The sequence below is a fragment of the Streptomyces sp. NPDC043867 genome (assembly GCF_056435845.1).
Genome location: NZ_JBWKDS010000015.1, coordinates 68093 through 93129, shown reverse-complemented (window position 1 = coordinate 93129; position 25037 = coordinate 68093). Strand labels below are relative to the sequence as shown.

Annotated in this window: 18 protein-coding genes and 1 tRNA gene; 6 read left to right on the top strand and 13 right to left on the bottom strand. The window is 73.1% G+C overall.

Going from position 1 to position 25037, the window contains the following annotated elements:
• Positions 1 to 72 precede the first annotated feature (72 nt).
• The gene (locus tag AC069T_RS17265) at positions 73 to 897 is read right to left on the bottom strand and encodes a helix-turn-helix domain-containing protein (RefSeq protein WP_478783614.1); all 825 of its coding nucleotides are present in this window, start codon (positions 895 to 897) and stop codon (positions 73 to 75) included.
• 356 nt (positions 898 to 1253) lie between these two features.
• On the opposite strand from AC069T_RS17265, the gene AC069T_RS17260 reads away from it, so the two are divergent.
• On the top strand, positions 1254 to 1739 hold the full coding sequence (locus AC069T_RS17260) for an ATP-binding protein (protein WP_478783556.1): 486 nt from the start codon (positions 1254 to 1256) through the stop codon (positions 1737 to 1739).
• A gap of 214 nt (positions 1740 to 1953) precedes the next feature.
• On the opposite strand, the gene AC069T_RS17255 is transcribed toward AC069T_RS17260, so the two are convergent.
• Positions 1954 to 2217 carry a DUF397 domain-containing protein gene (locus AC069T_RS17255; protein WP_478783555.1) on the bottom strand — a complete coding sequence of 88 codons (264 nt, stop codon included), beginning with the start codon at positions 2215 to 2217 and terminating at the stop codon, positions 1954 to 1956.
• Positions 2218 to 2945: 728 nt separating this feature from the next.
• On the opposite strand from AC069T_RS17255, the gene AC069T_RS17250 reads away from it, so the two are divergent.
• Positions 2946 to 3458, top strand: a complete 513-nt coding sequence (locus AC069T_RS17250; RefSeq protein WP_478783554.1) for a hypothetical protein — start codon at positions 2946 to 2948, stop codon at positions 3456 to 3458.
• 318 nt (positions 3459 to 3776) lie between these two features.
• A complete protein-coding gene (locus AC069T_RS17245) occupies positions 3777 to 4307 on the top strand; it encodes a DUF4232 domain-containing protein (RefSeq protein ID WP_478783553.1) in 531 nt (176 codons plus the stop codon).
• A gap of 136 nt (positions 4308 to 4443) precedes the next feature.
• On the opposite strand, the gene AC069T_RS17240 is transcribed toward AC069T_RS17245, so the two are convergent.
• Positions 4444 to 5586: a DUF2786 domain-containing protein gene (locus AC069T_RS17240; RefSeq protein WP_478783552.1), complete on the bottom strand. Its 1143-nt coding sequence runs from the start codon at positions 5584 to 5586 to the stop codon at positions 4444 to 4446.
• A 136-nt stretch (positions 5587 to 5722) separates the two neighbouring features.
• Between AC069T_RS17240 and AC069T_RS17235 the strand changes: the two genes are divergently transcribed.
• The 3 genes from AC069T_RS17235 to AC069T_RS17225 all read left to right on the top strand — a co-directional run bounded on the left by AC069T_RS17235 (position 5723) and on the right by AC069T_RS17225 (position 10623).
• A complete protein-coding gene (locus AC069T_RS17235; RefSeq protein WP_478783551.1) occupies positions 5723 to 6478 on the top strand; it encodes an ABC transporter ATP-binding protein in 756 nt (251 codons plus the stop codon).
• Positions 6472 to 8640, top strand: a complete 2169-nt coding sequence (locus AC069T_RS17230) for an FtsX-like permease family protein (RefSeq protein WP_478783550.1) — start codon at positions 6472 to 6474, stop codon at positions 8638 to 8640. The genes AC069T_RS17235 and AC069T_RS17230 overlap by 7 nt, the downstream gene beginning before the upstream one ends.
• Before the next feature lie 273 nt (positions 8641 to 8913).
• Positions 8914 to 10623, top strand: a complete 1710-nt coding sequence (locus tag AC069T_RS17225) for a bifunctional 3'-5' exonuclease/DNA polymerase (protein ID WP_478783549.1) — start codon at positions 8914 to 8916, stop codon at positions 10621 to 10623.
• Positions 10624 to 10680: 57 nt separating this feature from the next.
• Here AC069T_RS17225 and AC069T_RS17220 read toward each other — a convergent pair whose 3' ends face one another.
• The 10 genes from AC069T_RS17220 to AC069T_RS17175 form a co-directional block, all read right to left on the bottom strand.
• Positions 10681 to 10887 carry a hypothetical protein gene (locus AC069T_RS17220; RefSeq protein WP_478783548.1) on the bottom strand — a complete coding sequence of 69 codons (207 nt, stop codon included), beginning with the start codon at positions 10885 to 10887 and terminating at the stop codon, positions 10681 to 10683.
• Positions 10888 to 10908: 21 nt separating this feature from the next.
• Positions 10909 to 11265, bottom strand: a complete 357-nt coding sequence (locus tag AC069T_RS17215; RefSeq protein ID WP_478783547.1) for a hypothetical protein — start codon at positions 11263 to 11265, stop codon at positions 10909 to 10911.
• A 203-nt stretch (positions 11266 to 11468) separates the two neighbouring features.
• Positions 11469 to 11542 (bottom strand) — tRNA-Thr (locus AC069T_RS17210).
• Between the two features lie 106 nt (positions 11543 to 11648).
• Positions 11649 to 13307 (bottom strand): alpha/beta hydrolase, encoded by a 1659-nt coding sequence (locus AC069T_RS17205; RefSeq protein WP_478783546.1) that lies wholly within the window; start codon positions 13305 to 13307, stop codon positions 11649 to 11651.
• A gap of 129 nt (positions 13308 to 13436) precedes the next feature.
• Entirely contained in the window at positions 13437 to 14642 is a 1206-nt protein-coding gene (locus tag AC069T_RS17200; protein WP_478783545.1) for a DNA polymerase III subunit delta', read from the bottom strand.
• Between the two features lie 268 nt (positions 14643 to 14910).
• A complete protein-coding gene (tmk, locus tag AC069T_RS17195) occupies positions 14911 to 18402 on the bottom strand; it encodes a dTMP kinase (RefSeq protein WP_478783544.1) in 3492 nt (1163 codons plus the stop codon).
• Positions 18403 to 18627: 225 nt separating this feature from the next.
• A complete protein-coding gene (gene topA / locus AC069T_RS17190; protein WP_478783543.1) occupies positions 18628 to 21441 on the bottom strand; it encodes a type I DNA topoisomerase in 2814 nt (937 codons plus the stop codon).
• A gap of 259 nt (positions 21442 to 21700) precedes the next feature.
• Positions 21701 to 21898, bottom strand: coding sequence for a hypothetical protein (locus AC069T_RS17185; RefSeq protein WP_476753681.1), 198 nt, complete (start codon positions 21896 to 21898; stop codon positions 21701 to 21703).
• A gap of 441 nt (positions 21899 to 22339) precedes the next feature.
• Positions 22340 to 23857 (bottom strand): DUF7059 domain-containing protein, encoded by a 1518-nt coding sequence (locus AC069T_RS17180; protein WP_478783542.1) that lies wholly within the window; start codon positions 23855 to 23857, stop codon positions 22340 to 22342.
• 382 nt (positions 23858 to 24239) lie between these two features.
• The gene (locus AC069T_RS17175; RefSeq protein WP_478783541.1) at positions 24240 to 24836 is read right to left on the bottom strand and encodes a small secreted protein; all 597 of its coding nucleotides are present in this window, start codon (positions 24834 to 24836) and stop codon (positions 24240 to 24242) included.
• Positions 24837 to 25037: the final 201 nt, after the last annotated feature.

The following is a 25037-nucleotide window of genomic DNA, read 5'->3' as shown; positions in this document are numbered from 1 at the left end:
AGGGAGTTGAGGGACGCTCGGGACAGTCCGCGGGGACTCCGGAAGACCTCGCGGACGGCACGGCCGGCCGGGTCAGGAGAGCTGGAGGAGTCCCCTGAGCAGGTCGCGGCTCTCGGACGGTCCCGGGCTGTCCTGCTGGAGCTCCTTGAGCGCGCCCTCGTACTGGGCGACGTCCTCGCGCTTGTCCAGGTACAGGGCGCTGGTGAGCTGTTCCAGGTAGACGACGTCCGACAGGTCGGACTCCGGGAAGCTCAGGATGGTGAAGGAGCCGCTCTCGCCCGCGTGGCCGCCGAAGCTGAACGGCATGACCTGGAGCTTGACGTTCGGCCGTTCCGACAGGTCGATCAGGTGCTGGAGCTGGCCGCGCATCACCTCGCGGTCGCCGTACGGGCGGCGCAGCGCGGCCTCGTCCAGGACACAGTGGAACTCGGGGGCGCGCCCGGAGACGAGGTGCTTCTGGCGCTCCATGCGCAGGGCGACCCGCCGGTCGACGTCCGCGGCGCTCGCACCCTTCATGCCGCGCCGGACGACCGCGTGCGCGTACGCCTCGGTCTGCAACAGGCCGTGCACGAACTGGACTTCGTAGGAGCGGATGACGTGTGCCGCGCCCTCCAGGCCGACGTAGGTCGGGAACCAGCTGGGAAGCACGTCCGAGTAACTGTGCCACCACCCCGCGACGTTGGCCTCCTTCGCGAGGGAGATGAGGGACGTGCGCTCGGCCTCGTCGGTGATGCCGTAGAGCGTCAGCAGGTCCTCGACGTCACGCGTCTTGAAGCTCACCCGTCCCAACTCCATGCGGCTGATCTTCGATTCGGAGGCGCGGATCGAGTAACCGGCCGCTTCCCGGGTGATCCCGCGCGCCTCCCGCAGACGCCTCAGGTGCGACCCCAGCAGCATCCGCCGCACGACCGAGCCGCTCGATTCACCAGCGCTCACGTTCGTCCGCCTCCCCAACCGTTCCAGGAGCCGCAGTCTGCCACTAAAACACTTCGAGCTGTACTCGTCCGGTTACAGAAACGGAAAGTAACCGAAGGGGCCGGGCCGAAAAAGATCAGCGAAGGACAAACAAGAGGGAATAAGAGGGGAGAAGAATCACTCCGAAAGTCGTACGGATCGTACTAATTCGCGCGCGTGCACGTGCATCTGCCCTTGCATCTGCTGAACGCTTTCGGAACCATGGCTCCCGCGCCACCGCTGCATCGCCACGACCGCGAACCCCGGGAGTGCCTCGCATGGGGACGAATGGATCGACCATGCTCGAGCCTTTACGGCAGGGGCTTCCGCCGCTCGACCCCACGGCCGTGTCCGACGCCGCCTCGTGCGCTCTGCCCGCCCGCTACGAAGCGGTGCGCGAGGCACGGCAGTTCACCCGCAGAACGCTCGACCAGTGGGACATCGGCGACCGCTTCGACGACGTCTGCCTGGTGGTCTCCGAACTGGTCACCAACGCGCTGCGGCACGCGCTGCCCACGGACACGCCGCGCGCCGGCGAGCAGGACCCGCCCGTACGGCTGCATCTGATGCGGTGGACCACGCGCCTGGTGTGCGCCGTGCGCGACCCCAGCGGCGAGAGTCCCGTCGCGCGCGACTCGGACGACTCGGCGGAATCGGGACGCGGCCTGTTCCTGGTCGACTCGTTCACCGACGGCTGGGGCTGGCATCCGCTCGCGGGCCGGCTCAGCGGCAAGGTCGTGTGGGCGCTGTTCAGGCTGCCGCACGCCGGGGCCACGACGGAGTGAGGGACCGCGGCGCTTTTCGGCGCCGCGGTTCTACGCGCGTCGCCGTGCGTGATTCAACCGTCACGGAAAGTTGTACGGGTGAGTGGGCTCAGGCCCGGCCCTACGGACGGCCCGAGCGGGCGCTTCCTTCCGGACCGGCCGTGCGGGCGGCTTCCGGGCGGCCGTGCGGGCGTCCCGTGCGGGTGGCTTCGGGGCGGCCGTGCGGGCGGGGCCTTCAGGCGCCCGCTACCAGGTGATCGAACTCGCCGTCCTTGACACCCATCAGCATGGCCTCGATCTCGGCGCGCGTGTAGACGAGCGCGGGCCCCTCGGGAAAGCGCGAGTTGCGCACCGCCACCTCACCGCCGGGCAGCCGCGCGAACTCCACGCAGGAACCCTGCGAGTTACTGTGCCTGCTCTTCTGCCAGTTCACCCCATGCAGCGCCGTGGCCGCCATGCCGTTGTACACGTCGTCCACGTCGCACACGTCGTGGTCCACAGGTCGCTCCCCGGATGGTGCATTGGCTGATGTGGCCATTGATGCAGTGGTCAACTGTTCCGGATCATAGCTCTGTTCATGTGCAGATGCATGGGCAGATGCACGTGCACGCGGGGTGGTCCCGCGGTTACAGCTTTTACCGGTTCTTGACTACTGCGCGCTGTCCCGCCGACTACAGCCGGTCCAATTCCGCCTGAGAGGACGCGGCACCCGCGACGCCGACGCCCGCCCATGATCTTCCGCGCCCGCGTCCGCGCGGGGTCGTCCCGGCCGAATCCCTCGTGCACTAGGAAGAGACGCGTGCCGCGGCGTTCCTGTTCCACTGTCCGCGTGCGGGTCCGGTCCACGGGTCCGGCGGGACCGGCCCCGGCCCGCTCGACGCACGGCGTCGGCCGCTCCCCCGGTGCGAGAACGTGCACGTCGGCCACGCCGCAGAAGTCGGCGTTCGGCCGTGGGAGGGAGGTCAGGGGTACCGGGGCAGGATCTCCGGCCGAAAGTTTTCGGAGCCGACGGGTGATCGTCGCGCGGTACGGCCGCCCGGCGGGCCGAACCGCGGACGAGCGCCCCCGCGGCTCCGCGCGCCGCCGGGCTCTCCGGGTCGACCCGCGTGAGCAAGCGCACGCCCGTTTTCTCCCCGGGGTCCGCACGTCCTCCTGGTAGCTTGCTGCGGTCGTTCCGGCGACCTCAGTGATCATTCCGATCATCCGCCCACCTATGGGGGACTTCCAGTGACTACGGCGACCTTCCCGCGCCAGCGTGTACGGAGCGCGGCCGCGGCCGCGGGACTGGCGGCCGCACTCGTGCTGACCGCCTGCAGCAGCGACGGCGACAGCGACGGCGGCTCGGAGAAGGACTCCGCCACCTCCGCGAGTCCGTCCTCGACCGCTGGTGCGGACGGGGACACCGGGGGCTCCGGGAGTACGTCCTCCGCGGGGAAGCTGGAGGGCAGCTGGCTGGCCACGACGGACGGCAAGGCGGTGGCCCTGGTCGTGCACGGCAAGGAGGCCGGGCTGTTCGCCACCGGCGGCACCATGTGCACCGGCACCGCGGGCAAGGAGGCGGGCATGCGGATGATCCACCTGAAGTGCCCGGACGGCTCCGCCGAACGCTCCGACGGCATGGTCGAGTCCGTCGGCTCCACGACCCTCAAGGTCAAGTGGGAGGGCGGCCTCCAGGAGACGTACCGCAAGGCCGAGGGCGGAAAGCTGCCCACCGCTCTGCCGACGGCGAGCGGCTCCTGAGCTTCGCCGGGGGCGGGCACGGGGTGGCTTCCGGACAGGCGGCAGCCGACGGGCCGGTCATGGTGGTCGGGCCGGTCATGGTGGTCGGGCCGGTCATGGTTGCCGGGCCGCGACATTCCTCGGGGTGCCGCGGCCCGACGCCGTTTCCGGGAGAACGCGTAACGGCGGGGGCGCGACACGGACGTGGACCGGACACTCGTAACGCCGGGGGCGCGACACGAGCGTGGACCGGACACTCGTAACGGCGGGGGCGCGACGCGGACGTGGAGCGGGTTGCGTGATGATCCATGTGCACCGTCACGACTTCAAGGGGAACCCATGCGCGCCCTTCCGATCGCCGTCACCGTTCTCGCGGCGGCACTCACGCTGACCGCCTGCGACGACAGCGGCACCGACGACGCCGACACCAAGCCCTCCGCGGCCTCCGGCGCCTGCACCGCCGACCAGGTCGGCGTGGAGGTCGGCCCCGGCAACGCCGCCCCCGCCGCCGGGGACACCGGCAACATCCCGGTCACCGTCACCAACCAGGGCCCCGGCGACTGCTCCGTGCGGGGCTTCCCGGAGGTCGGCCTGCACAACGGCTCCGACTCCTGGACCGTCGCCCCGCAGGAGGGAGCGAACCCGGTGAAGGTGAAGCTGAAGGCGGACGAGGCCGCGACCTTCACGATCACGTACGTACGGGGGCCCGAGGGCGACTCCGCGAAGAGTGCCGACGTGAAGACCGTCAAGATCGGCCTGCCGGGCGCGACGGCCGCGAAGTCCTTCCCGTGGGAGTACGGTCCGGTCGCCCTCCGCGGCAAGAGCGAGCCGGACACGTCGGTCAGCCCGTTCCAGACGGCGGGCGACTGAGTCCGGGCCCGAGGCCGTCCGGACCGGGGGCAGCCGGCCGACGTCGTTCCGGTCGGTCACCGCGGTGGCGGGACCCAGTCCCGCCGAGGGCCGGTTCACCCCCGAAGCGACCGGCCCCGGCCGCTTCGGGACCGGCTCACCCCAGCCGAGGCCGGGCCCTGACCTGGGCCTCGTCCGCCGCGGCGGCGCCCTCGTGCCAGCCGGCGGCGTCGGTGACGCCGCGCAGGCGGGTGGTGACCGTGCGCGGGAACATGTCGTCCACCCGGTCCGCGACCGCGACGTCGCGGGCCGCGAGGACCGGCAGCAGCTCCCCCGCCGAGTCGGCCACCTGCCCCTCGGCGGCCGCCGCGAGCCGGTCGCCGATCCGGTGCGCGTACGCGGCGAGGAAGGACTGCCGGAAGGTCTTCGTGCGCTTGCGGCCCCCCGCCCGCTGGGCCGCCTCCGCCCTGGTCATGGCCGCCGTGGCCTGCACGAGCAGGGAGGTGTGGAGCAGCTCGACCGCCTCCAGGTCGGCCTCGAAACCGACGACGGTGGAGAAGCCGAGGTCGTCGTTCCACACCGCGCGGCAGCGGTTCGCCCGGGCCACCGCGTCCAGCAGCACCGCCTTGGCCGTCTCGTACGGCGCCTCGATCCCGATCCGGCAGGCGCCCGGCGCGTCCTTGGCGTGCGTGCGGGCGGCGAGCAGCGCCTCGTCGATGCTGTGCCGCGCCATCAGCTCCTGTGCCTTGGCGCTCAGTGCCTCCGCCTCCTCCGGGAACCCGGTCGCCTCCGCCTTCGCGAGCAGCGCGCGGATCCGGCCGAGCATGCGGGAGTCCTGGGAGGCCCGCCCGGCTTCCCTGGGGGCGCCCTCCCGGGATGCGTCGAGCGGCTCGACGGACGGGAGCCGCAGCAGCAGCCGGTACAGCTCCAGCACGGCGGTCGCGTACGAGAAGCGGTCGGTGCGCGGGGCACGCGCCTCGTCCGCGAGGTCGTCGAGCTGTGCCGTCCACCGCGAACCCCGGCCGGCCTCCTCCCGCCGCTTCGACTGCGCCAGGATCAGCTCCGCCACCAGGCGCACGTGCACGTCGTCCAGCCGGCGGCGCACCATGCGTACGACGTCCGCGGGCTGCCAGCCGCGACGCCAGGCGGCGGCGACGAACTCCTCGCCCCGCCGGGTGAGTTCGGCGTCACAGGCGGGGTCGGCCGCGAGCAGCGAGGCCCCGGTGTCGAGGGCGGCGTCGGTGTCGGCGTAGAGGGCCTCGAAGGCGCGCTCCACGGTGCCGGGCGTACTGCTGGTCATGCACCGATCGTGCCACGGCCGGCGGGAGTGGCCCGCCCTGGCCTGCGGGGCAATGCCTGGGGTAGGCCTGGCCCTACCCCGGGGACGCCCGCTGGCGGTCGTGTGCGCGGGGCCAGCGGACGGTTCGCTGGGAGGCATGACCACCACAGCCGTACGTATCCGATCCCTGCGCCGCCACTACGGCGCCGTCACCGCCCTGGACGGGGTGGACCTCGACTTCGCCGCCGGGACCTTCACCGCCGTGATGGGGCCGTCGGGGTCGGGCAAGTCGACGCTGCTGCACTGCGCGGCGGGCCTGGACCGGCCGACCTCCGGGACGGTGACCGTGGCCGGGGTGGAGCTGGCGGTGCTGAGCGAACGGCGGCGGACACTGCTGCGGCGGGAGCGGATCGGGTTCGTGTTCCAGTCCTTCAATCTGCTGCCGTCCCTGACCGCCGCGCAGAACGTGGCGCTGCCGCTCCGGCTGGCCGGGCGCCGCCCGTCGCGGAGTGCGGTGCGCGAGGCGCTGGACCGGGTGGGGCTGGCGGAGCGGGCCGGGCACCGTCCGTCGCAGCTGTCGGGCGGGCAGCAGCAGCGGGTGGCCCTCGCGCGGGCGCTGATCACCCGCCCCGACGTCCTCTTCGGCGACGAGCCGACGGGCGCCCTGGACACCACTACCGGCCGCCAGGTCATGCTGCTCCTGCGGCAGTTGGTGGACCGTGAGGGACAGACGACCGTGCTGGTCACCCACGACCCGGTGGCCGCCTCGTACGCGGACCGGGTGGTGTTCCTGGTCGACGGCCGGGTGAGCGGCGGGCTGTCGGCGCCCTCGGCGGGAGACGTCGCCGCGCGTCTGACGCGGCTGGAAGGCGTACGCGGCGAGGCGACCGCGCCGTCGGGTGCGCCGTGCTGACCTGGTCGTCCCTGCGTACGCGCGGGGTGTCGCTGCTCGGTTCCTTCGTCGCCGTGGCGCTCGGGGTCGGGGTGACGGCGGCGATGGGCCTCGGTCTGGCCGCGACGCTGGACGCCCCGGCGCGCGAGCCGCAGCGCTTCGCCGGCTCGCCCGTCGTGGTCATGGGGCAGGACACGCTCACGGTGGAGGTGCGGCGCGGACCGGGCACCGCGTCCGTGTCGAGGAGGCTGGCGCAGCCACACCCTGTGGATGGCGAACTGCTGCGCCGACTACGTGCGTTGGGGACCGTCCGGACCGACGGCGCGGCCCGGGACGCGGTCGGCGTCGACGCGCCGGCGGCCGCCGTGCGCGCGGTCGTTCGCGAGGCCGCGTCGCCGGACGGGGCCGCGGGCGGGGCCGGAACCGGCCGGGTGCGGGTACTGACGGGTGACGACCGGCGGCTGGCCGATCCCGCGACGGCACGGGACACCGAGGCACTCGTCGCGGTCAACTCGCTGCTGGGGACGGCGGCCGGGGTCACGGTGTTCGTCTCGGTCTTCGTGACGGCGTCCACGTTCGCCTTCGTCGCGGCCCTGCGGCGGCGGGAGTTCGGGCTGCTGCGGCTGGCCGGGGCGACCCCGGGACGGGTGCGCCGGCTGCTGCTCGGTGAGGCGCTCGCGGTCGGCGTCGCGGCCTCGGCGGCGGGGTGCGCGCTGGGGGCGTGGGGGGCACCGCGGCTGGTGCGGGCGCTGGTGGAGGGCGGGATGGCACCGCCGTGGTTCGCGCTGCGGGGGACGACCTACTGGCCGTACGAAGTCGCCTGCTGCACCGGCCTGTTGGTGGCCGTCACCGGTGCGTGGGCCGCCTCCCGCCGGGCGGGCCTGACCTCTCCCGTGGAGGCGTTGCGCGAGGCGGCGGTGGACCCGGGGGTGCTGCCGTGGCCGCGGCGGGTGCTCGGCCTCGCCCTGCTGGCGTGCGGACTCGGCCTGCTGGCCTGGAAGCTCGGTTCCGGCCCGGCCGAGCTGCTGAAGCGCAAGACGTACACGACCCAGCCGATGATCCTGGTCACCGCGGTGGCCGCGCTGGCACCCGTCCTGGTCCGCCCGCTCGCGGGCCTGGCCCGGCTGCCTGGCGCGAGCGGCCTGCTGATCCGCGAGAACGCGCGCGCCTCCGTGCGGCGGACGTCGGCCGTGGCCGCTCCGGTGCTGGTGACCGTCGCGCTGGCGGGCTGCCTGCTCGGGTCGGCACAGACCGTCACGGCGGCGAAGGCGCGGGAGGCCGGCCAGGGGACGAGCGCCCGATTCGTCGTGACCGGCGACGACTTGACCCCGGTCCGGGTCGCGGGGGCGACGGTGTCGGGCACCGCGTCCACGGCGGTGTTCGTACGGGAGGAGGGCACCTCGCTGATCCGGTCGGACGCGCGGGCGGTGACGGACGTGCGCGCGTTCGCGTCCGTTGCGCGGTTGCCGGTGGTGGCGGGGGACGTACGCGATCTCGACGACCGCTCCATCGTCGTGAACGAGGAGTGGGAGCGGCACGAAGTGGGTTCCGTGGTCCGGGTGTGGCTCGGCGACGGACGGCCGGCCCGGCTGCGTGTCGCCGCGGTACTGGCGCGGGGCACGGGGAACAACGGCGCCTACGTGACCAGGGCGAACGCTCCGCGGGCCGCCGTCGACCGGCTCGATGTACGGGTCGAGCGCGGCGCGGATCCGGCGGCGGTCGCGGCTGCCCTGCGGGCGTCCGGTTGCGGCGGGCAGGTGCGTACGACGGCGGCCTGGCTGGCCGCCACCCATCCGCGCACCAGCCCGCAGACCCGGCTCGGACTGCTCGTCGTGCTCGGTATCGCCCTCGTGTACGCGGGCATCTCACTCGCCGGCACCCTGCTGATGGCGACCTGTGTCCGAGGCCCGGAGCTGCGCTCGCTGCGGCTGGCGGGAGCCACCCGGGCGCAGGTGCTGCGGGTGGTGGCGGGTGAGTCGGCGCTGGGAGTCGCCGTGGGCGCCGTCCTCGGCCTGGCCGTCACCGCCGTGACCCTCACCGGACTGGCCGCGGCCCTGGGCCGCCTGTCGGCACCGGTGGTGGTCGCGGTCCCGTGGGACCTGCTGGGCGGGTGCGCGGGAGCGTGCCTGGTGGTCGCGGTGGGGGTGTCGGCGGCGGGGGCGATGGTGGTGGGGCGTCGGTAGCGGAACCGGGGAGTCGCGGCGCCCTCGCGCGCAACTCCCCGCCCTCGACGCGGTGGTGGCGACGAAGGCCGGACATGACCGGCAGTGCCACCGGCTGCTGCGCCCCGCCGGGCAACCGCCCGCCGAGGATGAACGGTCCCCCTCGTACGCCGTCACCGTTCTCGTGCTCCGGCAGGGCCTCCTCCGCGCCGGGGCGGTCCGGGCGGCGGGGTACGAGCGCCGGGCGTTCCGTGCCGAATGCCGATGTCAGACCCCCCTGCGACACTCGCAGACATGACGGACCGGTGGGCTCTCGCGCCGGCCGAGGACGGCGGCGTCGAAGTCGTCGGCCTCGGCCGGGGCGGGCTGCCCGCGGGCCCGGTCCGTCGGGAGGCGGATCTCGTCGAGGCCGTGCGCGCACGGCCGGACGTGGTCCGCTGGGTGTGGCGGTCGACGGCCGAGGTGTATCCGCGTCTGCTCGCCACGGGGGTGCGAGTCGAGCGGTGCTACGACATCGAGGCCGCCGAGACCCTGTTGCTCGGCCACGAGGGTCGCCTCGGTGAACCCCGGTCGGCGGCCGCCGCACTGGCCCGGCTGCACGGCGGCCCCGTACCGCGGGACCCTCCGCAGCGCTCCGCCGAGCCGGGCTCGCAGTCGTCCCTCTTCGAACCGCGCCCCGCGCACGTACCCCTTGGGGACCTCCTGGAGGTCTACGCGGACCAGCAGCGCCGCCACGACGCGGCCGAGCACCCGCAGCGGATGCGGCTGCTGACCGCCGCCGAGTCTGCGGGGATGCTGGTGGCCGCCGAGATGAACGGGTCGGGGCTCCCGTGGAGCGCGGACGTCCACCGCGAGGTACTGCACGAACTGCTCGGCGAGCGGTACGCGGGCGGCGGCGAGCCGCGCCGCCTGGCCGAGCTCGCGGACGAGGTGTCGGCCGCGTTCGGCCGCCGGGTCCGCCCCGACCTGCCGGCGGACGTCGTCAAGGCCTTCGCCCAGGCCGGGATCAGGATCAGATCCACCAGACGGTGGGAGATCGAGTCCCTCGACCACCCGGCCGTGAAGCCGCTCGTCGAGTACAAGAGGCTGTACCGCATCTGGGTCGCCCACGGCTGGTCCTGGCTCCAGGACTGGGTCAGGGACGGCCGCTTCCGTCCCGAGTACCTGCCGGGCGGCACGGTCACCGGCCGCTGGGTGACCAACGGCGGCGGCGCCCTGCAGATCCCCAAGGTGATCCGCCGCGCAGTCGTCGCCGACCCGGGCTGGCGGCTCGTCGTGGCCGACGCCGACCAGATGGAACCGCGCGTGCTGGCGGCGATCTCCCGCGACCCCGGCCTGATGGAGGTCGCGGGCCGCGAGAGCGACCTGTACCAGTCGGTGTCCGACCGCGCCTTCGCCGGCGACCGCGCCCAGGCCAAGCTCGCCGTACTGGGCGCGGTGTACGGACAGACGTCCGGCGACGGCCTGAAGAACCTCGCCCTGCTGCGCCGCCGCTTCCCCAAGGCCGTCGCGTACGTCGACGACGCGGCGCGGGCGGGCGAGGAGGGGCGCCTGGTGCGTACGTGGCTGGGGCGGACGTGTCCCCCGGCCGCCGGGTCCGGCGAGGACTCCGCGGAGGAGGCCGGCATCCCGCAGGGCGACCCGGCGGACCCCGCCGACACCGCCATGAGCACCGCCGACCAGGCCTGGGTCCCGGGTTACGCGTCCAGCGACTCCCGCGCCCGCGGCCGGTTCGCGCGCAACTTCGTCGTCCAGGGCAGCGCCGCCGACTGGGCCCTGCTGGTGCTCGCCGCCCTCCGCCGCACGTGCGCCGGCCTGGCCGCCGAGCTCGTCTTCTTCCAGCACGACGAGGTGATCGTCCACTGTCCCGCCGAGGAGGCCGACACGGTGGTCACCGCGATCCGCGAGGCAGCGGAACTGGCGGGCAGGCTCACGTTCGGGGAGACCCCGGTCCGCTTCCCGTTCACCACGGCGGTGGTGGAGTGCTACGCGGACGCGAAGTGACGTCTGCCGGCGTCCTCGTCACCTCGCGGACGCGAAGTGACGTCTGCCGGCACCTCGTCACCCCTCCCCCAGCAGGACCCTCAGCTCCTCGACCGCCGGGGTGTCCCTGCCCTCCAGCGCGTCGAGCGCCGACTCCCGCTGCCGGTGGGCCTCTTCGAGGTGCCCGTCCACGCGGAGCAGCAGCCCCCGCCGATGCCGTGCCAGCCCCTGCGTGAACCGGTCCGCGCAGCCGTTCCCGGTCGTACGAACTCCGTCTGTCGGCAACGCCCGGCACCGCGAACGCGCTCAGGCAGCCGTCCAGGGAACCCGGCAGGTGTGCGGCGCCATGCCCTCCGGGCACAGGCTCCTGACGACCGTCTTGCGGATGGCCCGCCACGTCCGCAGGGAACACACCAAGTGGACCCGCAGCTCGACCGGTTCCCGCGCCCCGCCGGACTGACCGGGATGCTCCCAGGCCCACTGCTCCGCCAGGAAGTCGTACAGGTGGGCGGTCGTCAGCCCTCCGTCGGAAACCGTGCGCACGGCGACCTCACCGACGACCCGAGCACTCCGAGCGCCCACGGCCTCCCCGACGAGCCCCCGAACCCACGCGGCCCCTTGCTCGTCCGCGTACAGTCCGAACCGCAGAGTGCGCTTCCGCATCGCCCCGGACCTTCCTGAACTGCTCACGGTCATCGGCTGTCCCCCGAAGGCCTCATCCCGCGCGAACTGGAGCGACCGGCCGCGCCCGATCCGGGCCCCACTGAGACCCTCGACAGCCGAACGGCCCGCGCCGAGCGCCGTCACCGCGTCCGCGCAAAGCAAAAGCCCCAGGTCACGGCGAGTGAGTCCTGAGGCTTTTACAGAGCCGCCTTCGGGATTCGAACCCGAGACCTACGCATTACGAGTGCGTTGCTCTGGCCATCTGAGCTAAGGCGGCGCGCTGTCCGCACCATGGTGCGATCAGCAACGTCGGTAAGTCTACACAGTTTCGCAGGGTGCTCCGCACAGGCCCCGGGGCCCGGGACACCGGGGCGTGCGGTGGGTTACGAGCAGCGCTTCTCCTTGCTGGGGGCGGCCCCCTGGAGGAGGTAGCGGTTGATCGCGGAGTCGATGCAGGCGCTGCCGCGGCCGTAGGCGGTGTGGCCGTCGCCGTTGTAGGTGAGCAGCGTCGCGGAGGCGAGCTGGTCGGCGAGGGCCTCGGCCCAGGCGTAGGGGGTGGCCGGGTCGCGGGTCGTGCCGACCACGAGGATCGGGGCGGCGCCCTTCGCCTCGATGCGGTGCGGCTCCCCGGTGGGCCGGACCGGCCAGTACGCGCAGTTCAGGGAGGACCAGGCCAGGCCCTCGCCGAACACCGGGGACGCCTTCTCGAAGGCCGGGAGCGCCTTCTCCACCTCGTCGGGGCCCGAGAAGGCCGCCGGCAGGTCCACGCAGTTCACCGCCGCGTTGGCGAACATCAGGTTCGTGTACTTGCCGTTCTCGTCGCGCTCGTAGTAGCTGTCCGCGAGGACGAGCAGACCCGCCCCGTCCTTGTCCTTCATCGCCGACGTGAGCGCCTCGCGCAGCTGCGGCCAGGCCGTCTCGTCGTACATCGCCGCGATGACGCCGGTGGTGGCCAGCGCCTCACCGAGCTTCCGGCCGTCCGCGTCGCCCGCCGGGACGGGTGCCTTGTCGAGCCCGTCGAAGAACGCCCGCAGGTTCTTGCCCGCCTGGGCCGCGCTCGTGCCCGCCCCGCCGAGCGGGCAGTCGCCCTGTCCCACGCAGTCCTTCGCGAAGGCCTGGAACGCCGTCTCGAAGCCCGCCGTCTGGTCCTCGTTCATCCTGCGGGCGGACAGCGAGGGGTCCATCGCGCCGTCCAGCACCAGCCTGCCCACCCGGCCGGGGTACAGCCCGGCGTACGTCGCCCCCAGGAACGTCCCGTACGAGGCTCCCACGTAGTGCAGCTTCGAGTCGCCGAGCACGGCGCGCAGCACGTCCATGTCGCGGGCCGCCTCGACCGTCGACACATGCCGCAGCAGACGGGGCGAGTCCCGGCCGCAGCCCTCCGCGAACTCCTTGTGAGCGGCGACCAGTTCCCCCTTCTCCTTCTCTTCGTCTGGGGTGACATCCGTCTGCGTGTACGCGTCCATGCGGGGGCCGGTGAGGCATTCGACGGGTTCGCTGCGGGCCACGCCCCGCGGGTCGACCGCCACCATGTCGTAGCGCGCCCGGACCTCGGCCGGGTAGCCGATGCCCGCGTACGACTGCAGGTAGCCGATCGCCGAACCGCCCGGTCCGCCCGGGTTGACCAGCAGCGAGCCGATGCGCTTGCCCGGGCCCGTGGCCTTCTTGCGGGCCACGGCCAGCTTGATGGTGCCGGACGCCGGCTTCGCGTAGTCGAGCGGTGCCTTCATCGTGGCGCACTCGAAGCCGGGGACACCGCACGAGCGCCAGACCAGCTTCTGCTCGTAGTACGGGGAGAGCGCCGACGGCGTGGCCCGGGGCAGCGCGGCCAGCGCGGCGTCCGCCGTCGACGCCGTGGATGCCGTCGTCGAACTGCCCGGGGAGCAGGCGGAGACCAGGAGCGCCGCGGCGGCGAGCAGGGTGCCGCCGGCGCGCAGAGGACGCGGCACTCCCACCGTCCGGACACGGCGGGGTGACTGGGAACGGAGGGCCCGGGAGGGCCGGAGGGACCGCGACGGCCGCAGGGAGCGCCTGATGTGCATCCCACGAGCGTAACCTTGCGCGACCGCCCGGTCACCATCCGTGGCGAAACCTGCTCGTACGAGTGACCCGGTCAAACGAGTCCGTCCTCGCGATGCTGCGCAGGTCCCCCTCGAAGCACCGGGCAGCCGTCAGCCCGCTCTGAGCGTCACCGTCATCGCCTCCACGGCGAGCAGCGGGGCCACGTTGCGGTCGAGGGCCTCGCGGCACGCCGCGATGGCGTCGATACGGCGGAGCGTCGCCTCGGGGGAGCTGCCGCGCGCTATGCCCTCCAGGCTGTCCTGCACCTCGGTGTTGGCGATGGCCACGCCGGACCCCAGCTGCAGGGCGAGCACGTCGCGGTAGAACCCGGTGAGGTCGATCAGGGCGAGGTCGAGGCTGTCGCGCTGCGTACGCGTTCTCCGGCGCTTCTGCCTGTCCTCCAGGTCCTTCATGACGCCCGCCGTACCGCGCGGCATCCGGCCGCCCTGGCTCGCGCCGAGGGCCGTCTTCAGGTCGTCGGTCTCCTTCACGTCGACCTCCTCGGCGAGCTGCTTGGCGTCCTCCGCCGCTGTGTCGATCAGCTCCTGGGCCGCTCTGAGGCAGCCGCCGATGTCGTCGATGCGCAGCGGGAGCTTGAGGACGGCGGCGCGGCGCGCGCGGGCCCGCTCGTCCGTGGCCAGCCGGCGGGCCCGGCCGATGTGGCCCTGGGTGGCGCGGGCGACGGCCGCGGCGACCGTCGGATCGATGCCGTCGCGGCGTACGAGGATGTCGGCGACCGCGTCCACCGGGGGGGTGCGCAGGGTGAGGAGGCGGCAGCGGGAGCGGATGGTGGGGAGGACGTCCTCGATGGAGGGGGCGCACAGAAGCCAGACCGTGCGGGGCGCCGGCTCCTCGACCGCCTTCAGGATGACGTTGCCCGCGCCCTCCGTGAGGCGGTCGGCGTCTTCCAGGACGATGACCTGCCAGCGGCCCGTCGCGGGGGACATCTGGGCGCGGCGGACCAGGTCGCGGGTCTCCTTCACGCCGATGGAGAGCAGGTCGGTGCGGACGATCTGCACGTCGGCGTGCGTGCCCACCAGGCTCGTATGACAGCCGTCGCAGAAACCGCAGCCGGGGACTCCGCCGAGGGCCCGGTCGGGGCTCACGCACTGGAGCGCGGCGGCGAACGCCCGTGCCGCCGTGGAACGGCCCGAGCCGGGTGGCCCCGTGAACAGCCAGGCGTGCGTCATCTTCGTCGCCTCGGGGGGCGCGGTGTCCGTGGCGATCGCCGTCACGAGCGCGTCGGCGTCACGGGCGGCACCGGCGAGCTGCACGCTCACCTTCTCCTGGCCCACCAGGTCGTCCCACACGGGCATGGGGCACCGCCCTTCCGTCGCACTTCGCCCTACCGCGTCCCATTGTGCGGGAGGGCACTGACAATCCCGCCGGGCGCCGGGAATCCACCGCCGGACGCGATGCTCCGCCGGCCCCGACAACGCCAGGGGCGGGGCGCCCGGTCCGGGCACCCCGCCCCCATCACGAATCCGGCGGCACTCGGCTCATCGCCTCCGGTGCCGATGCCGCCGCTCTGCCGGCGCCGGTGCCGCCCGTCGATGCCGGTGCGGGCGCCGGTGCCGGATCGGCTCAGCGACGCCGTCCGCCCCTGCCGCGCCCCTCGTCCCGGTCGTCGTCCTCGCGCGGGCCGAGCAGCTCGTCCGCCAGGCTCGGGAGGTCGTCCAGCGGAGTCTCCTCCGCCCAGTCCGAGCGCCGCCGGCGCGGAGTGCCCGTCTCGTCGACCTGCGGCAGCTCGCGCGTGCGCTCGTTGCCACCCTCGCTCGCGTCCCTGCCGTCGGGCCGCCGGCGTTCGTCGCCCGCCGGGCGCTCGTCGCGGAAGAAACCCGGCGGCACACGGTCGGTCGACCCGCCCGTTGCCCCGCCGCGTGCCGGGGCCTCGCCCGCGTCAGGTACGGGCGGCAGCACCTCCGTCTCGTCGGCAGGACGGTCCGCACGCACCGGAGGCAGCACGGCCGTCTCGTCCGACGAACCAGGCGTCACCGGGGGCAGCACCGCCGTCTCGTCCGCTGCCGTCGAAGGAACCGGCGGCAGCACCGCCGTCTCGTCGGCCGCCGTCGGCGGTACCGGCGGTTTCGGCAGCGTGGCGGTCTCCTCGCCGTCCCCACGGAAACCGCCGTCCCCACGGGAACTGCCGTCGCGTCGGGATCCACCGTCCCGTCGGGAACCGCTCCCGGAACCGGAAGTCCCAGAACCGGAAGTCCCAGAACCGGAAGTCCCAGAACCGGAGGTCCCTGAACCGGAGGTCCCGGACCTGAGGCCCTCCCCGACGTCCCGCAGGGGCGGCAGTACCGCCGTCTCGTCCGCCGGGCCGCCCGTCGCGTTCGTCGGTGTCACGATCGGCGTCGGCACGGTCTGCCGGCTGTCCGCAGCCGGCGTGGAAGGCGTCGAAGCGGGCACCGAAGGCGCCGCAGACGCGGCACCGGCGCCCGAGGGCCCCGCCTCCAGCGCCCCGGCCGCGGTCACCGCGGCCGCCGAAGCAGCCGCGGCCTCCGCCGCCGCCCGTCGCGCCTGTTCCGCCCGCAGCAACGCCTCCTCGGCCTTGCGCTGCTTCTCCAGGCGCCGGGCCTCGGCCTCGGCACGAAGCCGCGCCTCCTCCTCGGCCTGCCTGCGCCTGCGCTCCTCCTCGGCGGCTCGCGCCTGCTCCTCGGCGAGCTTGCGGACGCGCTCCTCCTCGGCGCGGCGGCGGGCCTCCTCGGCGCGCTGCCGGGCCTCCTCGGCCTGGCGCTCGGCCTCGCGGCGCTGAGCCTCCTCCAGTTCGCGCTGCTTGCGCTCCTCCTCCTCGGCACGCAGCTTGGCGAGCTGCTCCTGGCGCTCGCGCTCCAGACGCTCCTCCTCGGCCTTGCGGCGTGCCTCTTCCTCCGCCTTGCGCCGGGCCTCCTCCTCGGCCGCCCTGCGCGCCTCCTCCTGGGCCTTCACCTCGGCCTCGGAGAGGGGCAGCATCATGTCGAGCCGGTGCCGGACGACGGTGGTGACCGCCTCGGGCTCCTGGCCGGCGTCGACGATCAGGTAACGCCCGGGGTCGGCGGCGGCCAGGGTGAGGAAACCGGACCGCACGCGCGCGTGGAACTCGGCCGGCTCGGACTCCAGGCGGTCGGGTGCCTCCGTGAACCGCTCACGGGCCGTCTCCGGAGACACGTCCAGCAGAACCGTCAGATGCGGCACGAGACCGTCGGTCGCCCACCGCGAGATCCGCGCGATCTCGGTCGGCGACAGGTCGCGGCCGGCTCCCTGGTAGGCCACCGAGGAGTCGATGTAGCGGTCCGAAATGACGATGGCGCCGCGTTCGAGCGCGGGGCGCACCACCGTGTCCACGTGCTCCGCGCGGTCGGCCGCGTAGAGCAGGGCCTCCGCGCGGTTGGAGAGGCCGGCCGAGGACACGTCGAGCAGGATCGACCGGAGCCGCTTGCCGACCGGCGTCGCCCCGGGCTCGCGGGTGACCACGACCTCGTGTCCCTTGGCGCGGATCCAGTCCGCGAGGGCCTCGGCCTGCGTGGACTTGCCGGCCCCGTCGCCGCCCTCCAGGGCGATGAAGAAACCGGCTGCGGCGGGCGCCTGCTCCGGGTCGTCGCCGCCGCGCAGCGCGTCCCTCAGATCGTGCCGCAGCGGCACTCCGGACCGGTCGTCGATCTTGGCGAGCACCAGCGCGGCCACCGGCAGCAGCAGGGCGCCGACGAGCATCAGCGTGAAGGCGGCACCGCCGTGCGCGAAGACGAACTTGCCGTTCTCCAGCCGGTGCGGACCGATGGCGGCGGCGACCAGGGGCGCCACCAGCACACCGAGCGCCACGAACACCCTTACGACCGCGTGCAGGTGCTCGGTCGTCCGCGGCCGGCGGTACTCCTCGGTCTCCTGGTCGAGCAGCGTGTGCCCGGTGTTGGCGGCGACACCAGCGCCGACCCCCGCGAAAGCGACTATCAGCAGCACCGTCGTAACGTCCGGGACGAGTCCGGCGGTGAGCAGGGCGACGCCCGTGAAGGCGATGGCCAGCGCGAGCAGCCGGCGCCGCGACAGCGAGGGCAGCAGGGACGGCGCCGTACGGATGCCGATCACGACACCGCCGGTCAGCACGAGCACCAGCAGCCCGTACGTCACCGGGCCGCCGCCGAGGTCCTTGGCATGCAGCACGAAGACGGCGACGGCGGCCGCGACGGCCCCGGCGACGGCGGCGCAGGCCGGCACGAGCAGCGGTATGGCCCCCGTACGGCCCTTGTCGACGCCCGTGCCGGTCTTGGGACGGCGCAGCCCCTCCAGGGGCGAGCGGGCGCGGGGGGTGCGGGTGCCGGGCAGTTCCAGGGAGATGAGCACGGTGAGGGAGGCGGCGAACAGACCGGCGGCGACGTACGAGGCGAGGGCCGCCTGGTGCTGCTCGAACCAGTCGAGCCCGGCGCCGAGCAGGTTGTTCAGCAGCGACACGACGACGAGTGCGGCGGCCGCGAGCGGCACCGACACGAAGGCCGTACGCAGCGACAGGCGCCGCAGTGTGGCCATGTGGTCCGGCAGCGGGCGCACCGTCGCGCCCTCCAGGGGCGGCGCGGGCAGCAGCGCGGGCGCCGCGCTCTCGCGGCACACGGTCCAGAAGCGCTCGGCGACGCCGGTCACGAAGGCGGTCACCAGGAGGACGGCCAGCGCGTCGTCCGGGGTCCAGTCGATCCACAGCGGCGCGACGATCAAAAGGGCGGCGCGTACGGCGTCCGCCCCGATCATGGTCCAGCGGCGGTCGAGAGGCCCCTCATGGGAGGTCAGTGAGCTGAGCGGGCCGAGGAGTACCGCCCCGAAGAGCAGCGTCGCGAGGACGCGTGCCCCGAAGACGGCCGCCACGGCGAGGCTCACCCCGCGATAGCCGCCGCCGAAGGAGCCATCGGCGATGGCCGCCTGGAGGACGAGGAGGACCAGGACCAGCAGGGCCAGGGCATCGCCGACTCCGCCCACCAGCTGCGCGCTCCACAGGCGTTTCAGCTGCGGTCGGCGCAGGAGTGCGCGGACGGCACGCTCCCGGGAATCTGCGACCAGGGCGTCGTCGGGGGCCCGGTGGTGGGCCGTTGGCTGCTCGGCTCGCGTCATCCTGACAGCCTATCCGGAGGGGACCGGCTCCCCGAAGGGGCGGCCGAACATACGAGCGCCCCCACATCTGGAGGTGTGGGGGCGCGCGAGGGCGGGCAGAAGAGAGCCCGCGTGGGCTTCAGGGAGCCGAGCTGAGGGATCCGTGCAGACCTTCGAAAAGGCCCTGCGACAGAGGCGTCCGGCAGAGGCCTCCCGGAGAAGGCCCCCGGAAGTCCTCCGCGGGAGTCAGCTCTCCGAGGCGGTCGTCTTCTCGGCGGCGGCCTTCTTGGCAGGTGCCTTCTTGGCGGGTGCCTTCGACGCCGTCGTCTTCTTCGCGGCCGTCTTCTTGGCCGGCGCCTTCTTGGTGGCCGCCTTCTTGGCCGGTGCCTTCTTGGCGGTCTTCTTGACCGGGCCCTTGGCGCGCTTCTCGGCGAGCAGCTCGAAGCCGCGCTCCGGGGTGATCTCCTCGACGCTGTCGCCGGACCGCAGGGTCGCGTTGGTCTCGCCGTCGGTGACGTACGGGCCGAAGCGACCGTCCTTGACCACGACCGGCTTCTGGCTGACCGGGTCCTCGCCCAGCTCCTTCAGCGGCGGCTTGGCGGCGGCGCGTCCACGCTGCTTGGGCTGCGCGTAGATCGCGAGCGCCTCTTCCAGCGTGATGGTGAAGAGCTGCTCCTCGGCGGTCAGCGACCGCGAGTCCGTGCCCTTCTTCAGATACGGCCCATAGCGGCCGTTCTGCGCGGTGATCTCCACGCCCTCGGCGTCCTTGCCGACGACTCGCGGCAGCGACATCAGCCTGAGGGCGTCGTCGAGCGTCACCGTGTCGGGCGACATCGTCTTGAACAGCGACGCCGTACGCGGCTTGACGGCGTTCTTGCCGGTCTTCGGGGTGCCCTCGGGGAGCACCTCGGTGACGTACGGGCCGTAGCGGCCGTCCCTGGCGATGATCTGGTGGCCGGTCGCCGGGTCGGCGCCGAGCTCGAAGTCGCCGCTGGGCTTGGCCAGCAGCTCCTCCGCGTACGCGACGTCCAGTTCGTCCGGGGCGAGGTCCTCGGCGACGTCCGCGCGCTGGTGGTTCTCGGAGTCCTTCTCGCCGCGCTCGACGTAGGGGCCGTAGCGGCCGACGCGCAGCACGATGTCGTTGCCGACCGGGAAGGACGACACCTCGCGGGCGTCGATGGCGCCCAGGTCGGTGACGAGTTCCTTGAGACCGCCGAGGTGGTCGCCGTCGCCGTTGCCCGCCTCGGCGGCACCGCTCGCCTCGCCCTCGCCGAAGTAGAACCGCTTCAGCCACGGCACGGACTGCGCCTCGCCCCGCGCGATGCGGTCGAGGTCGTCCTCCATCTTGGCGGTGAAGTCGTAGTCGACGAGCCGCCCGAAGTGCTTCTCCAGGAGGTTGACCACGGCGAAGGAGAGGAAGGACGGGACGAGAGCCGTGCCCTTCTTGAAGACGTATCCGCGGTCGAGGATCGTGCCGATGATCGACGCGTACGTCGACGGGCGGCCGATCTCGCGCTCCTCGAGCTCCTTGACCAGGCTGGCCTCGGTGTAGCGGGCCGGGGGCTTGGTGGCGTGGCCGTCGACCGAGATCTCCTCGGCGGAGAGCGGGTCGCCCTCGCTCACCTGGGGCAGCCGGCGCTCGCGGTCGTCCAGCTCGGCGTTCGGGTCGTCGGCGCCTTCGACGTACGCCTTGAGGAAGCCGTGGAAGGTGATCGTCTTGCCGGACGCGCTGAACTCGGCGTCGCGGCCGTCGGAGGCACGGCCCGCGATCTTGACGGTGACGGAGTTGCCGACCGCGTCCTTCATCTGGGAGGCGACGGTCCGCTTCCAGATCAGCTCGTACAGCTTGAACTGGTCGCCGGTCAGACCCGTCTCGGCCGGGGTGCGGAAACGATCACCCGAGGGGCGGATCGCCTCGTGCGCCTCCTGCGCGTTCTTGACCTTCCCGGCGTACGTGCGCGGCTGGGCCGGCAGGTAGTCGGCCCCGTACAGCTGCGTGACCTGGGCACGGGCGGCGCCGACCGCCGTGTCCGACAGCGTGGTGGAGTCCGTACGCATGTAGGTGATGAAGCCGTTCTCGTACAGCTTCTGCGCCACCTGCATGGTGGCCTTCGCGCCGAAGCCGAGCTTGCGCGAGGCCTCCTGCTGGAGCGTCGTCGTACGGAACGGGGCGTACGGCGAGCGGCGGTACGGCTTGGACTCGACCGAGCGGACGGCGAAGTCCGTGTCCCCGAGGGCGGTGGCGAGCGCGCGGGCGTTCGTCTCGTCCAGGTGAAGCGTGTTCGGGCCCTTGATCTGCCCGAGCGAGTCGAAGTCGCGGCCCTGGGCGACACGCTTGCCGTCGACCGCCGTGAGCCTGGCGACCAGCGCCGACGGGTCCGACGCGTCGCCCGCGCGGCCCGTATTGAAGGTGCCGGTGAGGTCCCAGTACTCGGCGGAGCGGAAGGCGATGCGCTCGCGCTCACGCTCGACGACGAGGCGGGTCGCCACGGACTGGACACGGCCGGCCGACAGGCGCGGCATGACCTTCTTCCACAGGACCGGCGAGACCTCGTAGCCGTAGAGGCGGTCGAGGATGCGGCGGGTCTCCTGGGCGTCGACCATGCGCTTGTTGAGCTCGCGCGGGTTGGCGACGGCGGCGCGGATGGCGTCCTTGGTGATCTCGTGGAAGACCATCCGGTGGACGGGGACCTTGGGCTTCAGGACCTCGAGGAGGTGCCACGCGATGGCTTCGCCCTCGCGGTCCTCATCGGTGGCCAGGAAGAGTTCGTCGGAGTCCTTCAGCAGGTCCTTGAGCTTCTTGACCTGGGCCTTCTTGTCAGCGTTGACGACGTAGATCGGCTGGAAGTCGTGTTCGACGTCAACGCCGAGGCGGCGCACCTCGCCGGTGTACTTCTCGGGCACCTCGGCGGCGCCGTTCGGGAGGTCGCGGATGTGCCCGACGCTCGCTTCGACGACGTAGCCGGGGCCGAGGTAGCCCTTGATCGTCTTCGCCTTGGCAGGCGACTCGACGATGACGAGTCGGCGGCCGCCGTGTGCGGTGTCGCTGGTCGGGGACAACTTCGCTCTTCTCTCCGGATCGACGAGGGGGGTCTCCCCAGGTCTTGCTCCCGGGGGTCGTGTCGTGCTGACGCTGCGGAGTGTGACGGTACATCCCGCCCCCGTGTCAAACGGGAAAAGCCCGCAACGGCCACTCGAACGGTAACCCGACTACCGCCATTCCTGCCGCCCGGAGTGGCCACCGGCTGTTTCACCCCTATCCGGAGCGTGACCTCTCAATTACCGGACGTCGTCCGCCCGGAGACCGGCGACCCCCTCCCTACGCGCGCGTGAAGCACCAGACGCCGAGCACCAGGGCGCCGGCCGAGGCGAGGCCCGCGAGCGTCGCCGATGCGACGGGGTTCACACCGAGGGCGACGGGCTCGCGGTGCCGCAGCCGCATCGCGGTCCACGCCAGCAGTGCCCCTCCGAACAGGGTGAACGCCGCTCCCGCGAAGATCGCCGGCCCGCTTTCCATGGCTTCACCCTTCCGTCCCGCCGTCCCAGGGTGCGGAGACTGGCACGGCCCGGAAGCGGCCGGACGAACCCACGGTGAACGCGGAGCGGCCGTCCCCTGTGAGCGCCCGGCGGAGCGTGCGCGCTGCCACCCTGCGGGTCCGCCGCCGCCGCGTGGGCGGGGGCCGCGCCGACGACGTGGTGTGGCGAAGTCGTCGTTTCGCCGACCCCTTGCCCCGTCTCGCCTGCGGCTCCCGACGGCGGCCTCCTTGTACAGGCCCCGTCGTACGCAGGCCCGTCCCACGCAGCCTCCGCAGGACGGCCGAGGGGGCCCGCCTACCCGACGGCGCTCCCGACCCAGGGGGCCGCGCGCCAACCCGGCGGCGCCCCCCGACTCACGGGGGCAACGCGCTACCCGACGGCACCCCCGGCCCCGGCCCCGGCAGCCGTGTCCCGCGCGGTGTCACCTCACCGGCTCGATGAACCCCTGTTCCACCAGCAGCCGGATCTGCTCGGGTGTGCGGTCGCGCAGCAGGACGGGGTCCTCGCCGACGAGTTGCGCGATGGCGTCCAGGATCCGCCCCGCGCTCAGCGTGCCGTCGCAGACGCCCGCGAAGCCCGCGCCGACGGTGTCCACCTTGGTCGCCCGGCGCATACCGCGGTGCTGACGCAGCACCACGTGCTCGGGGTCCTCCGCACCGGGCAGCCCGACCTGCTCCTGGACGACCTCGGCCACGAGCCTGAAGTGGCCGGAGAGCAGGGCCGCGTCGTCGTGCTCCCGCAGATAGCCGACGCGGTCGAAGTGCGCGCGCACGGCGTCACCGAGCGGCTGTTCGACCGAATGCGGCCATTCCTCGACCGTGACCGAAGGCTCCGCAGCGCCGGTCCTGCGGAGGCTGATCCAGCCGAAGCCGACGGCCTTCACCTTGCGCGCCTCGAACTCGTCGAGCCAGGCGTCGTACCGCGTCTGGTACTCGGCGGGGTCGCTGCGGTGGTCGCCCGCGTCCCGCAGCCACAACTCCGCGTACTGCATGACGTCCTGCACCTCGCGCTGCACGATCCACGCGTCGCAGCCGCGCGGCACCCACGAGCGGAGCCGGTCCTGCCAGTCCTCCCCCTCCACGTGTTGCCAGTTGGCGAGAAACTGCGCGTACCCCCCTTCGTTCAGCCGCTCCCCCGCCTGCTGAACGAGCGTGCGACAGAGATCATCCCCGCCCATCCCCCCGTCCCGGTACGTGAGCCGGGCGCCGGGCGAGATCACGAAGGGCGGGTTCGACACGATCAGGTCGTACTTCTCGTCGGCGACCGGCTCGAAGAGGGAGCCCTCCCGCAGATCGGCCGCCGGGGCGCCGGAGAGCGCCAGGGTGAGTGCGGTGATGTGCAGGGCGCGGGGGTTGACGTCGGTCGCCGTCACGCGCGTCGCGTGCTGGGCGGTGTGCAGCGCCTGGATCCCGGAGCCGGTGCCGAGGTCGAGCGCGGAGGCGACGGGCGTGCGCACGGTGATGCCGGCGAGCGTCGTGGACGCCCCGCCGACGCCGAGGACGACACCTTCCTCCCGGCTGCCGATGCCGCCGGCCCCGCCGACCGCGCACCCGAGGTCGGACACGATGAACCAGTCCTCGCCGTCCGTCCCGCCGTACGGCCTGATGTCCACGGTCGCGGCGACCTCGTCCCCGCCCACCGAGGTCAGCCATCCGCCGTCCAGGCAGTCGGCGACGGGCAGCACGTCCGCCACGCGCGCGTGCGGCACCGGCTGCTGCAGCAGGAACAGGCGTACAAGGGTCTCCAGCGGGGTGTCCCCGCGGGTCGCCCGGAGCGCGGGCACGGTCTCGCTGCGCGCCAGCGCCGCGTACGCGGGGGCGCCGAGCAGATCGAGCATCCCGTCGGCGGTGTAGGACGCGCCGAGCAGGGCGTCCCGCAGCCGCGCGGCGACGTCGGGACGGTCGGACGAGGGCAACGGTGACAGGCTGGTGTGGCTCACCACCCCATTGTGACCCGCAGGGCGCCGCGACGACCGCGCGACCGGGCACCGTACGCCCGCCACCACCCCCGCGCACCGCGCACCGCGCACCCAGCGCCGTACGACCGCCACCACGCCCACGCACCGGGCTCCGGCTCCGCCAAGGCCGCCATCACCCCCACGCACCGGTGTTCCGCGCACCGGGCGCCACCAGACCGCCAGGCCGCCCACGCGGGCCCAGCACCGTCAGGGCCGCCCCGGACGCGGCTGAGCGTCAGAGCCCGCCCCCGGGCACGCAAAAGCGCGGGAGCCACCGCCAGGCGCGGCTGACCGTCAGCGCCACTCCCGGGCACGGGAGACCGGCCCCGCCGCCGACACCGCGGGGCGGGGCCGCCCGGCCGGCTCAGCCCTTGGTGACCTCGGGAGAGCCGGACGCGCTCTTGCAGCTCGCCTGCTGGGCCATGGCCTGGCCCACGTCACCCTCCTCGAGCTTCTTCAGCGCGTCGTTACCGCTCTGGCTCAGCTTGTCGAGTTCGGTGGCGACATCCTTGAGGCCGTCGGCGAACTTCGCCTGGTCCTTGGTGTTGAGCCCGTCGACCTGCTTACGCAGATCGGCGTACGACGAGGAGATGTCGTCGAGTTCCTTGACCGCGTCGGTCTGCTTCTTCTGGCCACCGTCGACATTCGGCGCCCCGGCCTTCTTCACGGCGGCGCCGATCGCCTTGTAGGCGTCGGACATGTCCTGGAACGCCTGCGAGTCGGTCGACTGGACCGCCTTGGGCGTGCTGTTGTCCGACGTCTCCTTCTGGATCGCGGCGTTGGCCGCCTCGATCTTCTTCGCCTGCGGCTTCACCGCGTCACATACCTGCTTGGCCCACGCGTCCAGCTTCTCGTTGCCGTCGTCGCTGCTGCTGCTGCATCCCGACAGCGCCATCACCAGTACCGCACCGCCGGACACCGCGGCCGCGAGCTTCTTGTTCACCGGATTGGTCCCTTCCATGGCTCTCGGCCCCGGAACATACACGCCAAGTGGGGGACAACCGCATGCCGAACGTCGGCTTTATCCGTTATTGCGCCATTTGCACCAGGGAGACAAGGCTCACGGAGAGAGCGTGAACAGGAGCGGGGGGGGGGGGGGGGGGGGGGGGGGGGGGGGGGGACCACCCCCCTTGCTCCGCGCCGGCCGGCTCCGCCGCCCACA